Below are 14,368 nucleotides of genomic sequence, written 5' to 3'. Positions count from 1 at the left end.
TAGAACTGTTTTATAAGAAAAGTACTTTTTTCTAAAGTACTTTTTAGGATCCTTTATCATGAAAAAAAAAGAACTATTTATTATCATCTATACCATTACTATACTTTTATCAGTAATGTATGCCACACAACCAATACAGCCTTTACTAGCAAAAGAATTTGATATATCTATTGTAGAGGCTTCCTCTTTTACAGCTGTTATTATGTTGTTTTTAGCAATTGCCCCTATTATTTATGGATATATTTTGGAACATGTATCTGCAAAAAAAGTTTTATTGATTGCTTCTTTTGTACTTTTTATTACAAATATTATTTTAAGTTTTTCAAATACATACGAGATGTTTTTATTTACAAGAACTACAGAAGCTGTTGTGATACCTGCAATATTAACAGCTTCGATGACTATTTTGGCAAGTGACAAAGAGAATATAAAATTTAATATGTCCATTTATGTAGCTTCAACTGTTTTTGGTGGATTGGTTGGAAGAGTTATGTCGGGATTTATTGCTACAGAATTTGGATGGAGAGCTGTTTTTATCTCTTTGTCGTTTGCTTTACTTGTTGGAATTTTATTTATCAAAAAGCTTGATTTTCAAGGTGAGTCAAATATAACAAAACCCAAGATAAAAGATATTGTAACTATTTTACAAGACAAAAGATTTGTAGTCATATATAGCTTGATGTTTATCGTGTTTTTTGTTTTTGCTGGACTTTTAAATATTTTGCCTTTTAAAATGAAAGCAGAATTTCCCGATGTATCTGAAACACAAATAGGACTATTGTATTTAGGATATGGAGTGGGTATTGTTGTTTCTCTTAATATTCATAAAATTATTAACTATTTTCAAAAAGAATTAAAAACAATATTATTTGGAATATTGATTTTTATGATCACAACTTTGTTTTTTCTTTTTTCAAATCCTTATGTAGTTTTTATGATGGTTTTTGTATTTTGTTTTGGAATGTTTACTATACATACAGTTGCAACAAGATTGGCAAATAGTTTAAAAGAGTCACAAAAAGCACTCACTTCAGGTATGTATCTTAGTTTTTATTATATTGGTGGTGCTGTAGGTTCTATCATTCCCCCTTTCATATATAGCGAATATGGATGGAATAATACTATTTATCTTTTTGTTTTTTTATTATTGATAAGTTTTTTCTTAGTTTTTTCGAATAAAAATCTTTTTAAAGCATATAATTAAGAATATTATAAAAATTGTTCCTTTTTAGTAATTATGTATTATAATAAATTATTATAAAGAGGATGTGATATGTTCTATAAACTCAAAAATTTATTATCGACACGATTATTTGATATTACAGTATTTAGTGCAATTTTATTAATAGTACTAACAGTTTTTTTAATCTCTGATGGATTAACACAGAAAAAAACAGCATTAATATTAAATGAAAAATACAATTTGTATTCACAAAAAGTTAGTAATGATATTAAAAGTCTTATTGATAGTAAAAACGAGATGACTTTAACAATAGCACTCTCTTTAGCAGAAGAAACAAGTATTAAAAATGCATTAATCACTAGCGATGATAGTAATCTACATTTAAAAAATTTCTCTAAAAAACTTTCCTCTTATACTAGTTTTAAAAATGTATGGTTTAATCTTATTGATAAAAATGGTATTGTATTAAGTAGAAGTTGGATTGATAAAAAAGGGGATTCTGTACTGAAGTCAAGACTAGATGTAAATAAAATGATAAAAAATCCATCAATTATGAGTACTATTAGTGTTGGAATATTTGATATGACTTTTAAATCTATGGTACCTATTTATCACAATAAAGAGTTTATTGGAATATTTGAAATTATTACACATTTTAATTCAATCGTGAAAAATCTTTCAGTGAATAATATTGGAGCAATTGTATTAGTTGATAAAAAATACAAAAATCAAATTACAAAACCTTTTACAAAAACTTTTTTAGAAGATTATTATATAGCAAATAAAAATGCAAATTCAAAATTATTAAAATATATAAAAACAAAAGGTATAGAAAATTTTTACAATCAAAAGATAAATTATACCATAGATGAAGAGTTTGGCAAGTTGATTACTTTTTACAATTTATTGGATATCAATAAAGAACCTATGGCAACAATTATTGCTTTTGAAGATCTTTCTCGAATAAATATGGATGATGTAGAAGCTGTCAAAACAAATATGACTTTTTATACAGTTTTATTTGTTATCTTTTTAGTTGTTTGTGGTTACTATTTAGTTGTACGAAAATATTCAAAAGATTTGACTAAAAAAGTAATAGATAGAACAAAAGAGTTAAACAATGAAAAAAGTTATATTCAAACTATTTTTGATACAAATCCAAGTATCATTGTAGTGATGAAAGATTTGGAACTTATGCGTGTAAATAAAAGTTTTTTGGATTTTTTTGGATATTTATCTTTAGAAAACTTTGCAAAAGAACATAAAACAATTTGCAGTTTTTTTGTCTCGATAAATGAATATGCATTTCCTACAAATAAAAAAATTGAAGGGAAACTTTGGTCAAGATATCTAAGTGAGAATAGAAAAAAAGATAATCTTGTAAAATTGAAACATAACAATGAGATATACTTTTTTACAATAAATTCATTATATATAAATGAGCATGAAACATTGATAACGATGCAAAATATAACAGAACTAAAACATAAAGAACAGCTTTTATACCAACAGTCCAAAATGGCATCATTAGGTGAAATGATAGCTAATATTGCACATCAGTGGCGACAGCCTTTATCGATAATCTCTACAGGTGCTACAGGTATGTTGGCAAAAAAAGAGTTTGCAATTTTAACAGATGAAGATTTTAAAAATACTTGTGAATCAATCAATACAAATGTTCAGTATCTCTCTCAAACAATTGATGACTTTAGAAATTTTATTCAAGGTGACTCCAAACCAGTTCGCTTTGATTTGAAAAATGATGTTAATGAATTTGTAAATATTGTTGATTCAAGTATCAAAAAACATCAAATTAATGTGATTTTAAACCTTATTGAAGATACCGAGATTAAAGGGTATCCAAATGAGCTAATTCAATGTTTTATCAATATTTTTAATAATTCAAAAGATGCATTAATTGAAAATAATGAGATTGATAATAGGTATATTTTTATTTCGCAAGTTATAGAAAATGAAACTATCATTTTAGAGTTTAAAGATAATGCAGGTGGAATCCCAGAAGAGATAATTAATAATATTTTTGAACCGTACTTTACTACAAAACATAAATCACAGGGAACTGGACTAGGTTTGCACATGACTTATACTTTAATAGTAAATGCAATGAAAGGTGATATATCAGTTCAAAATGTTGTGTATAAATTTAATGAAAAAATATGCAACGGAGCTAGTTTTAAAATAACAATACCTATTGATAGATAAACAATCAACAACCTCTTAGTTTGTAGTTGTTGTTTTGATGTATCGATATTCTTGTAGTTTCGTCCAATCTCTTATATGCTTTAAAAATTGTTTTTGATCTTCGTAAATCTCTTTAAAAAGTTTATTTTCATTAGCATATGATTGAAAAAGAATCTCTTTAGACTTTTTAAATTTATGTAAAACTTCATTTGGTAATGATTTTACTTGGATATTTGGATAATCTTTTTGAATTTTTTCCCACGCTTTAGCCGAAGTATTAAAGTTTTCATAATAAAGTTCATGGGAAGCTGTTTTCATAGCTATTTGTAAAATAGCTTGATAGTGTTTTGATAATTTATTAAATGCTTTTTTATTAATTAGAAATTGCATTTGATATGATGGTTTGTCCCATGAAGTATAAAAATAAGGGGTAAGTTTATGATAACCTAATTTGATATCCATACTAGGAGAAGTCCCACTAATCACATCAAGTTTCTTTTCTTTATACTTTTCATCTATTTTATGTGGAGGGATGTTTTTTATATTCGCACCATAAATAGAAAAAATGTCAGCTGTTATCCCTTGAGAATTGATTTGTAAATTTTTAAAATCATCAATATTTTTTATCTCTTTTCTAAACCATCCACCTGAGAGAGAACCTAAGTTGCCTGCTGGATAACTTAATAGGTTTAACTTATCATATACCATAGTCATATATTTTTTTCCATTGCCATAGTAAAACCAAGTATAATATTCTGTAGCTGTCATTCCAAAAGGAATACCTGTAAACCATATAGTATTTATATCGTGTTTTTTCCACTTTTGTGAAGAGGTGTATATAATGTTATATTCATTGTTTTGTACTTGCGTGAGTAGATTCGTAGGTTTGCTTAATTTCTCAAGTCCATCAACTTTGATGATGAATTTTCCGTTACTCATCTTTTTGACCATTTCTGCCATTTTAAAAGAGGTTGAAGATATGGGTGAAAGTGTGCTTGTCCAATTCATTGCCAAATTCCACTGGACAGATGTGTTTGCATTAAGTGAAGATAAATAAACTGTAAGTGTTAACAGTAAAAAATGCCGAATAAGATTCAAATCTTCTCCTTTTAAATTGATTAATTATTGTTATTGTACATGATAATTAGTTGTGTTCTGTTTAAATTTGCTATGTGCTTTATTTGATGAATTTAAATATCAAATGCTATAAATAGACTACTAACATAATTTCAACTTAATTATAATGAGTTTATAAACAATAAGTTTAGAATTATAGTAAAAAAGTTACATAAAAATAACAAATTATTATATTAATGGCTTCTTTTAAGATATATAAGCTAAAATAGTAAAAATTAAATTTAATAAAAGTATTAAAAAGGTATTTAAATGTTTGGGATGATTGGGCAAAATGATTTAGATGTAGTAGATGAGTTTTTTGATGAATTTATAGAATTTGTTATGAGTAAGCAAAATCAATTTGATTTTTCAAAAAGAACCACAAGTAAAAATGTAAACAATATGTTGGATAAGTGGTCAAAAAAAGCTTCAAAACTAGATACTCGAATGAAAGACGATATGAGAGTTATGGGGGAAATAGTTTTAACTACAGACAAAATAGAACAGGGTATTTTTAAGTGTAGAATAAATTCAGAAACTCAAAACCCGATGTTAATGACATTAAAAATAAATATGAATAAGATGTTAGATGCGACTCAATCGACAATGGATGAATTATCTAGAATATTAAATATGTATTCAAATAATGATTTTAGAGAAAAACTAACTATTAGTCCTCATATGAAAGATGATATGTTAGATGTGATGGAGAGTGTAAATAAATTAGGTGAAGCATTATCTACAAGTGCAAAAGAAAACTTTACAAACGGTAAACACCTAGAATCAAATTCAGCTACAATGACTGATTCTGTAAATAATCTAGCAGACAAAGCTAATCAACAAGCAGCTTCACTCGAGCAAACTGCTGCTGCAGTAGAAGAGATCACTAGTATCACAAGAAATAATGCTAATAATGCTGTCAAAATGTCAGAATTAGGGAAAAAAGTTCAAAGTGAAGTTTCTGACGGAATGGTTCTCGCAAACCAAACATCACAAGCGATGGATAGTATAAATGAGCAAGTAACAGCTATCAATGAAGCAATAACAATAATTGACCAAATAGCATTTCAGACAAATATTTTATCTTTAAATGCAGCAGTAGAAGCTGCAACAGCTGGTGAAGCAGGAAAAGGATTTGCTGTTGTTGCACAAGAGGTAAGAAATCTTGCTTCACGATCAGCAGAAGCTGCAAATCAAATAAAAAATTTAGTAGAAAATGCTGCAACAAAAGCAAATGAAGGTAAAAAAGTAAGCGATACAATGATTCGTGGTTATGATGCTCTGAATAAAAATACAGATGAGACAATTGAACTCATTGAAAATGTAAGTTCAGCATCAAAAGAACAGATGACAGGAATTGAGCAAATAAACGATGCTGTTACAATGCTAGATAGAGTAACTCAAGAGAATGCACATGAGGCTAATAGCGTAGCTTTAATTGCAAAAGATGTAAGCTCATTGGCTAATGATTTAGTAAATGACGCTAGTAATAAAAAATTTAATTAAAAGGGATATCAATGGAAAGAGAAACAGTACTTGATGAATATGCTTTTCTGGTAAGTGAAACAGATGCAAAAGGGATTATTAGATTTGCAAATGATGATTTTTGTAAGGTTGCTGGATATTCACTCAAAGAGCTTATGGGACAACCACATAATATGGTGCGACATAAAGATATGCCAAAAGCAGCATTTAAATCACTTTGGGAAACAGTACAACAAGGTGATATCTGGACTGGTTATGTAAAAAATGCAACAAAAGATGGTGGATACTATTGGGTTTTTGCAACGGTATTTCCATTTGAATCGTGTGATGGTACAAAAGGATATTTGTCGTGTAGAAGAAAACCAAGTAAAGAAGAAATTTCTGAACATGAAGCACTCTACAAAGAGTGGAAAAGAAGCGAATAATTATTAAGTATTAATAATTATTTTCTTTTTTTCTTTTGCTTGAAATAAAGCATCTGCAGACGACGCAATCATCTCCTCAAGATTATCTTCGAATGCAATAGTAGCTCCTACTGAGACTGTTAATTGTAATGTCATATCAACGAGTTGGAAAGTTGATTTTTCAATAACTTCTTGAATCTCTTGAAAAGTCTGATATATTTCTGCATAGGGTCTATTTTTGAATAATATACAAAATTCATCTGCACCCATTCTTGCGATCAAAGAATCTTTGTTGATATATTTAATTAAAAAATCTCCTACAGCTTTAATAGCAGCATCTCCTACATCATGCCCATAAGAGTCATTTATTATTTTAAATTTATTGATATCTAGAAGAATAACAGCTAAAAGCTCTTTTCTACTTTTTGCTCTTTGATAGATCTCTTCACCCGCATCAAAAAGATAATTTCTATTAAATAATCCAGTTAAATAATCCTTTTTTGCTTTATCTTGAGTATCTTGAAAAAGTTCTATGACTTCAAGATTATTGTTCACTCTACCAAAAAACTCTTCATCACTAAAATCTTTATATAAAAAATCATTTGCCCCATATTTTAGAAAACTCGCAACAATCTCTTTTTCACTTGTTCCTGAAAGTGCTATCACTGCAACTTCATCTTTCTTATAAGATTTTCGAAGCTTCTTAGTAAACTCTAATCCATTCATCTCTGGCATCATATAATCAACTAATATAAGTTTTATGTTAGGTCTTTGTTTAATAGTATCTAGCGCCTCTTTTGCTGAATAATTTACTATGGCTTTAAGATTATACTTGATACATAAACCTTGCATTTTTGCAGCAAATGTTTTTGAATCATCAATAACGAGTATTTCAATGTCTTCATTTAAAATAAACCGTTTAATAACTGATAGGGAATAATCAATTGCTTGACTTCCATCTTTTAAAATATAATCAATTAGATTGTTGTTTTTAAATACAGGATTTGATTTTTCTAAAATTGAACCTGTCAATAAGATAGAGGGAATATTGAATTTTTTTATAAAAGTGATGATTTCACCATTTTGTGCATCTGGCAAATTATAATCTAAAAGAGCAAGAGTAAATTTTCCTTTATGTTCCAAAACTAGGTCTGCACACTCTTTCATTGAGGCAGCTGTGTAAACAGTTAAGTTCAATTTCTCTTCAATTGAATGTTTTAAACTTTGTATGATAGTTTTACTATCGTCGACTATTAATATGTTCATGATATTCCTTTATGATGTATGATTTTACCATATTTTAGATAATAAACTAGATTATAAATATGGTAAAATAATAAGAAATTCTGCACCATAACAGTCTATATTTTTATAGTTAAAACTACTATTTTTGACTTTTATTCTCCCTTTCATCCCCTCTTCAATAAGATTGTATGTCATGTGCAGTCCTAGACCTGTTCCTTGAAACTGATGTTTTGTTGTAAAATATGGTTCAAAAACTTTGTTGATAACAGTATCTGGTATTCCTCCTGCATTATCTTTTAGTCGAATAACTACTTTTTTATTTTTCATGTAAGATTCCATAAAAAATAATCGATTTGTTTGTTTTAGTAAAGCATCTCTTGCATTATTAAAAATATTCATAAAACATTGGTTGAGTTCATTTTCATAACCATTGATCTCTATAGAATCATCTAAGTTTACTATGACAGTGATTTGGTCATTTGTAGTAGTTCCACTAATGAGTGATAAAAAGTTATTGATGACTTTAGTTAGATTAAAGTATTTTTTTGGACTGTCATTTTGAAGTAAATTTTTGAAATCATCGATCGTTTTTGAAAGATATTGTACATTTTCATTAATAGCATTACAGGTTTTATCGAAATCACTATCTTTAAGAAGTCCAAATTCTCTTTGTAGTTGCATCCCTGTTGCTGCAGTTGAAATAACTGAAAGAGGTTGCCTCCATTGATGAGCAATATTAGTAATCATTTCGCCCATTGAAGCTAGTTTTGCTTGTTCTGCCATCTGCGCTTCTTGTTTTTTTAGATTGGTTATATCTTTTTGAATTCCTACAAAGTTAATCAGTTGATTTTCTTTTGAATAAACAGGTGCAATACTTAACAGATTATAGAATAAAGTTCCATCTTTTTTATAGTTTCTTAGCTCTACTTGGATTTTTTTTCGTTTTTTAATCCCCTCTTTGATTACATTTATTTTTTTAATTTGTAGATCATCACCTTGAAGAAATTTACAATTTTTTCCTAAGACTTCCTCTTTTGTATATCCAGTAATCTTGGAGAACTCCTCATTTGCATAAAGTAACTTATTAGTACCATCTGCTGTTGTAATGAGTACACCATAATTGATATTATCAATCACCTGCTTAAAAAGACGCAGATCTTTTGTTTTTCTTATGAGTTGTTTCTCCAAAACTTTTCGTATTCGTACATCTGATTCAACTCTTTTATCTTCTTTCTCTAGAGAAATAGCAGTTAGATGTGCATAAGAAATCATTAGTTGATGTTGAAAATCATTTGGGGAATTTTGTGTATCACTATGCATAGTAAAAGTACCTAAGAGCAGATTATTCTTTGAATAAATTGGTTCAGACCAATGATATTTGAGATTGTTTGAATGTATATGTTGTAAATATTCTTTGTTTTTATCCAAAAGTAATATAGAACATTTTATATTTTTATTTCTTTTTTCAGATAATTCAACAATTTTTGATAATATTTTTTTTGTATTAAACTCATAGTGCATATATTCTAGTAGAGCATTATTGTCTTCATAAAGTAGTTGATACTGCTTAATTTGAGTAATATCTCTAGCAATTGTTATTATACCAATCAGTTTCTCTTCATTATCATATATAAGTTGTTTGGTTGTTTTAAAATAGATATCCTGTTCTTTAAATGTAAACATATCTTCACAATCAATAGGATGAGTACTTTTGAGAACATTTTGGTCATCTTTAATACATTTGTCAGCATTTTTTATGGGTAATAAATCGTAATCATTTTTACCAATAATTTCCTCTTTTTTTCTATTGAAAAACTCTAAATAAGCATTATTGCAATGGGTATATTCACCCTTCATATTTTTAATAAATACTAAATCGGTGAAGAGTTCAATATAAGTATCAATGTATTTGATATCAAATTTTTGTTTTCTCATTTATTTCTCTTTTTCTCTATTTGGCTTGATGGCTCTCCCAAGTAATAACCTTGAGCAAAATCAATATTCATCTCTTTAACCTTATCATATATTGTTTTACTTGAAACAAACTCAGCGATAGTTTTTACACCGATTCTTTGAGCAAAATCAACTATAGTTTTTGTTACAATTTGAGATTTTTCATCTTTATCAATATTTCTAATCATACTTCCATCTATTTTAAGATAATCAAAGTCTAAATTCATAAGGTACTCAAAATTGGAATACCCTGTACCAAAATCATCAATAGAGATAGTCGCTCCATAAGCTTTTACTTTCTTGATAAATTCTGAAATCTCTTGAAAATCTTCTATCCCTTCTGATTCAAGAATCTCAAATGATATATTATGTCCAAAGTTGTAAGTTTTAAATTGTTCAATAATATAATCAACAATCTCTTTATTTATCATATCTTCTTTGTTGAGATTTAAAGAAAATTTTACTCCTGTATCTCTACATATAGCAAAAGTTTTTTTCAACATAATAAGTGTGAGTTTAAAATAAAGTTTATTTTCCTTTGATATATTTAAAAAATGAAAAGGAACTATATAATCATTACAATTTGTTTTGATTCTCATGAGTGCTTCATATTTAATGATTTTATGTGTTTTACAATCAATTATAGGTTGAAATAATGGAATTATTTTATCATTTGAGATAGCATCGTTAAGTTTGTTTGTCCATGCAAGTCTATTTTCATATTCACTTAAAGATATCATATCTGTATTGTATGTCAAATAGTGTTGCTTGTCTTTTTTTGCTAGTTTTAATGCCATATCTGCATTTTGAAGTAATAGATCAGAACCAAATGCAATACCAATAGTTAAATTTATAAATATATTATTATTTTCTTCTATACTAAACTTGTATTTATCAAGTGTACAGATAATATTTGACGCAACTTTTTCAAACGCATCTAAATCTGTATTATTATGTGCAATGATTCCAAATTCATCAGCGTGTAATTTATATAGAGTTGAATTTTCTGGTAAAAGTTCTAAGAATTTTTCTTTAAATTCTAATAATATTTTATCTCCTATTGCATCTCCATACAAATTATTGATTTGTTGAAATTTATCAACATTGATTATCATCAAGAGGTAATTATCACTTTTCTCTAAATCTATTTGGAGGGATTTTCTATTTTTTAGTTTAGTAAGAGAGTCATAGTAAAATTGATACTCGATTGAATCTAGCATACCATTAAACATTTTTTGCATCGATTGAATTTCATTTATATTATCATCAACCTTAACTCTTTGGGTGATATCTGAACTTTTCTTAATGTTATTAGCTGTTTCTATAAAGTTTTGAATAGGTGATACAAGATACTTATTGAAATTTAATAGTAGAAGTACAAACACTACAACTGTAAATGAGATAATAAAAAAAAGAAAGAATTTTACGATGTCTTTAAGTGCTATTTTGAGTTCAGTTATAGGATAATTTATATTTATTACACCCAGTACATCACCCTCCTGAGCGTTGGTGTGACACTGTTTACATTGATCATTTGCAACTACTGGAAAATAGTATTTAATAAGTTCAGAATTGATGATATCTAATGATTCTTCACCTTTAAGGGATTTTTGAATACTTAGATCAGTCTCTCTTACTTTTTTATCATGCTCAATATCTCCATAAAGATTTGCAACAAGTTTACTTCTGTAGACAAATATCTCTAGTTGATCATCAACCTTATTTAGTCTTTTGATAATCTCATGAATCTCTTCCTTGTCCCAGCCTTTTTGCATCGCAGAATACATTGATTCAAAAACTAAACGACTTGTTTTTTTTGCATCTTGTTTTGCAAGGTTTATGATAACTTCCTCTTTCATATATTCGCTATAAATATATGCTACAGTTAAAGTTAGGGTAAGCATGATGATAATTATCCGAGCTGTAATCTTATTGTAAGTAGTGCTTTTCGTAGTCATGAGAGTAAACCTTTTATATAACAATATATTTATTGTTGCTTATATATCCTTAAAAATTACTTTTTGAGGATAGAAGCTTTAATCATTATAAAAAATACTTATCAATATATTATTTATATAATAGTTTTATTTAGTTATAATGAAATTATGTAAGTTAAAAGATTAAGACTATAAGGACGAAGATGAAAACACTCAAAGTGAAATTATTATTTTTGGCAATAGTGCCATTAGTTATCTCAATGATTTTATTAAGTATAATCAGTATAAATAACCTTGTAACAACAAACAAAGCATTGTTAACTGGATATGAAAATGATATGATTAACGAAAAAGAACAATTACTTAAAAACGAGATTAATACAGTAATTGGAGTAGTTCAAAGTGTACTTCAAAAGTATGAAAATAAAAATGATGCAAAAGCTGAAATTATCGAAATTTTGACAAATATTCGTTATCTTGAAAATAAAAGTGGATATTTTTTTGCTTATGAGAAAAAACAATCAGATTATTATTTTGCATTTCATGCTGTAAAACCTAAACTGAATGGAGTAAAAACAAATATTTTAGCACCAGATATCAAAGGGTTCGCATTTAGAAAAGCACTTATTGATAATGCAAAAAAGAATGAATTTGTTACTTATTATTACAAAAAACCAAACACAGAAAAAGTTTTGAAAAAAATTGCATTTTCCCAATATATTAAAGAGTTAAATTGGACTATTGTAACAGGTATGTATGTTGATGATGTGTATGAAAAAATTACACAAATGGAAAATAATGCCAATGAAAATATTGATAATACTATTTTATATAATATAATTTTAAGTATAATACTTCTTATTGTTACAATAATTTTGATTGCTGTAGTTATTAAAAAAATGTTTAATGATCCTTTAGAAAAATTTGAAGAGGGAATTATTAGTTTCTTTGACTATTTAAATAGAAAGTCTGTAAATATTCATAGGTTAGACGATTCACGAGAAGATGAACTTGGTAAAATGGCAAAAATAGTGAATGAAAATATTGTTAAAACAAGAGCAAATATAGATGAAGATAGACAAGTTATTGATAACACTATTGCTGCCTTATCAGAATTTGAGAAAGGTGACTTAAGCCAAAGAGTTCATGTCAATAGTTCAAATCCTGCACTTTTGGAATTGACAAAGCTATTAAACCAAATGGGTGAAAAGTTAGAAATAAATATTAAAAATATTTTAACTGTTTTAAATCAATATACAGCATACGATTATACAAATAAAGTTCCAACAAAAGGGATCAAAAAACATCTATTAGAATTGGCGGATGGAGTAAATGTTTTAGGTGATGCAACTACACAAATGTTAATCGAAAATAAAAAAAATGGACTAACATTAGATAAAAGTTCGTCGATTCTTTTATCGAATGTAAAGACGCTAAGTACAAATAGTAGTGAAGCAGCAGTTGCACTAGAACAAACAGCTGCGGCTTTAGAAGAAGTTACTACAAATATCTCGAGCAATACGCAAAATATTGTAGAGATGGCCCATCATGCTAACGAAGTTACAACTTCTGTAAATTCTGGACAAAAACTTGCTTCTGAAACTTCAGTTGCTATGGATGAAATCGATACAGAGGTGACTTCTATTAGTGAAGCTATTCAAATTATTGATCAAATTGCATTTCAAACAAATATTTTAAGTCTCAATGCTGCAGTTGAAGCAGCAACAGCAGGTGAAGCTGGAAAAGGATTTGCAGTAGTAGCTCAAGAGGTAAGAAATTTGGCATCAAGAAGTGCAGATGCAGCAAATGAAATTAAAGCTTTAGTTGAAAATGCAACGCAAAAAGCAAACAAGGGTAAGAAAATATCTGATGAGATGATTGATGGTTATTCTCACCTCAATGCAAGTATTTCAGAAACATTAAAAATTATTTCTGATGTTGAAAGTTCTTCGAAAGAACAGTTAGCTGGGATTGAACAAATTAATGATTCTGTAGCTGTACTTGATGGTCAAACACAGGAAAATGCTGAAATAGCTGCAAAAACAGATGAGATTGCAACGCAAACAGATAAGATTGCAAAACTTATTGTAAGTAGTACAGATAAAAAGCAATTTTTAGGTAAAGAATTAGTTAAGGTATAAAAAAAGGTTAAGAGAATCTCTTAACCTTTATAGTATTTAAATCTAAATCTCTAATAAAGACCGTATTTACCTTCTATTTTAGTTTTGTATAATACTCTAAAATTATCATCCATATCATAGAATACTTTAAAAGCCCCACCATCTTCTTTTAGATCGTTGAGTGCATCTTCTATATCCATTGGTTTATATGATTTTAAAGTCATTGGAATAATCTCATTGTCGAGCTTTTCTAACTCTTTAGCAATTGAATCTTCCTCTTGTGCTATTGCAACTTCTGTTAATTTTGTAGCATCATGTGCTTTAATTTTATCAGCGTGTCTTCTTAATATTTTACAAACTCTATCAGTTGCTATATCAATAGCAGCATGAAGATCTTTGTCTTTTTGTTTCACAACAACAGTGTCAATATTTGCAATATTTAAAACATATTCAAAAGATATCACTTTTTTACCATGTTTTTGTTCTTGAGAGATAATAGCATTAACTGATATCATATCTAAATTGTATTTTTTAAATGTTTCTATTGTACTTTCTATATGTGTTTTTAACTCATCAGTAAGTGTTACATGTCTTCCTACGATACTTGTATTCATATTGTACTCCTAGTAATTAAAGTGACTAATAAACAACTTGTGTAACTAATCAACTGTTCAAAGTTTATCATACTAAACATAAAGTTTGATTAATTATTTTTAATTTAAA

9 protein-coding genes and 1 pseudogene are annotated in these 14,368 nt (G+C 27.7%); 5 read left to right on the top strand and 5 right to left on the bottom strand.

Annotated features, from left to right (window positions below; translation table 11 throughout):
• The first annotated feature begins 58 nt into the window (after positions 1–58).
• Together ACMCMH_RS04210 and ACMCMH_RS04205 are read left to right on the top strand one after the other, a co-directional pair.
• Positions 59–1,204, top strand: a complete 1,146-nt coding sequence (locus ACMCMH_RS04210; RefSeq protein WP_412727413.1) for an MFS transporter — start codon at positions 59–61, stop codon at positions 1,202–1,204.
• 69 nt (positions 1,205–1,273) lie between these two features.
• Positions 1,274–3,406, top strand: a complete 2,133-nt coding sequence (locus tag ACMCMH_RS04205) for an ATP-binding protein (protein WP_412727411.1) — start codon at positions 1,274–1,276, stop codon at positions 3,404–3,406.
• A gap of 15 nt (positions 3,407–3,421) precedes the next feature.
• Here the strand turns inward: ACMCMH_RS04205 and ACMCMH_RS04200 are convergent, their stop codons facing one another.
• Entirely contained in the window at positions 3,422–4,483 is a 1,062-nt protein-coding gene (locus ACMCMH_RS04200) for a TRAP transporter substrate-binding protein (RefSeq protein WP_412727409.1), read from the bottom strand.
• Between the two features lie 939 nt (positions 4,484–5,422).
• Between ACMCMH_RS04200 and ACMCMH_RS04195 the strand changes: the two are divergent.
• Positions 5,423–6,007: pseudogene (locus ACMCMH_RS04195) on the top strand (methyl-accepting chemotaxis protein); the annotation flags it as partial.
• Between the two features lie 11 nt (positions 6,008–6,018).
• Entirely contained in the window at positions 6,019–6,411 is a 393-nt protein-coding gene (locus ACMCMH_RS04190; RefSeq protein WP_412726552.1) for a PAS domain-containing protein, read from the top strand.
• A 3-nt stretch (positions 6,412–6,414) separates the two neighbouring features.
• Here the strand turns inward: ACMCMH_RS04190 and ACMCMH_RS04185 are convergent, their stop codons facing one another.
• From ACMCMH_RS04185 to ACMCMH_RS04175, 3 genes are read right to left on the bottom strand one after another with little or no spacing between them, the layout of a single operon-like run.
• A complete protein-coding gene (locus ACMCMH_RS04185) occupies positions 6,415–7,656 on the bottom strand; it encodes a diguanylate cyclase (RefSeq protein ID WP_412727407.1) in 1,242 nt (413 codons plus the stop codon).
• Positions 7,657–7,707: 51 nt separating this feature from the next.
• Positions 7,708–9,570: a PAS domain-containing protein gene (locus ACMCMH_RS04180; RefSeq protein ID WP_412727405.1), complete on the bottom strand. Its 1,863-nt coding sequence runs from the start codon at positions 9,568–9,570 to the stop codon at positions 7,708–7,710.
• A complete protein-coding gene (locus tag ACMCMH_RS04175; RefSeq protein ID WP_412727403.1) occupies positions 9,567–11,546 on the bottom strand; it encodes an EAL domain-containing protein in 1,980 nt (659 codons plus the stop codon). The genes ACMCMH_RS04180 and ACMCMH_RS04175 overlap by 4 nt, the downstream gene beginning before the upstream one ends.
• 182 nt (positions 11,547–11,728) lie before the next feature.
• Between ACMCMH_RS04175 and ACMCMH_RS04170 the strand changes: the two genes are divergently transcribed.
• Positions 11,729–13,666: a methyl-accepting chemotaxis protein gene (locus tag ACMCMH_RS04170; RefSeq protein WP_412727401.1), complete on the top strand. Its 1,938-nt coding sequence runs from the start codon at positions 11,729–11,731 to the stop codon at positions 13,664–13,666.
• 50 nt (positions 13,667–13,716) lie between these two features.
• On the opposite strand, the gene hpf is transcribed toward ACMCMH_RS04170, so the two are convergent.
• Positions 13,717–14,259 (bottom strand): ribosome hibernation-promoting factor, HPF/YfiA family, encoded by a 543-nt coding sequence (gene hpf / locus ACMCMH_RS04165; protein WP_412727399.1) that lies wholly within the window; start codon positions 14,257–14,259, stop codon positions 13,717–13,719.
• Between the last annotated feature and the right edge of the window lie 109 nt (positions 14,260–14,368).

Source organism: Arcobacter sp. 15-2, from assembly GCF_047159865.1.
GTDB lineage: Bacteria > Campylobacterota > Campylobacteria > Campylobacterales > Arcobacteraceae > JAIOSF01.
The sequence above is the reverse complement of the archived record's forward strand: the minus strand, read 5'-3'. Positions and strand labels throughout refer to the sequence as shown.

Excerpts from the sequence above, each read along its gene's own strand:
- ACMCMH_RS04205 (WP_412727411.1), top strand. The coding sequence starts at position 1,274 with ATGTTCTATAAACTCAAAAATTTATTATCGACACGATTATTTGATATT.
- ACMCMH_RS04210 (WP_412727413.1), top strand. The coding sequence starts at position 59 with ATGAAAAAAAAAGAACTATTTATTATCATCTATACCATTACTATACTT.
- ACMCMH_RS04180 (WP_412727405.1), bottom strand. The coding sequence starts at position 9,570 with ATGAGAAAACAAAAATTTGATATCAAATACATTGATACTTATATTGAA.
- ACMCMH_RS04185 (WP_412727407.1), bottom strand. The coding sequence starts at position 7,656 with ATGAACATATTAATAGTCGACGATAGTAAAACTATCATACAAAGTTTA.
- ACMCMH_RS04190 (WP_412726552.1), top strand. The coding sequence starts at position 6,019 with ATGGAAAGAGAAACAGTACTTGATGAATATGCTTTTCTGGTAAGTGAA.
- hpf (WP_412727399.1), bottom strand. The coding sequence starts at position 14,259 with ATGAATACAAGTATCGTAGGAAGACATGTAACACTTACTGATGAGTTA.
- ACMCMH_RS04170 (WP_412727401.1), top strand. The coding sequence starts at position 11,729 with ATGAAAACACTCAAAGTGAAATTATTATTTTTGGCAATAGTGCCATTA.
- ACMCMH_RS04175 (WP_412727403.1), bottom strand. The coding sequence starts at position 11,546 with ATGACTACGAAAAGCACTACTTACAATAAGATTACAGCTCGGATAATT.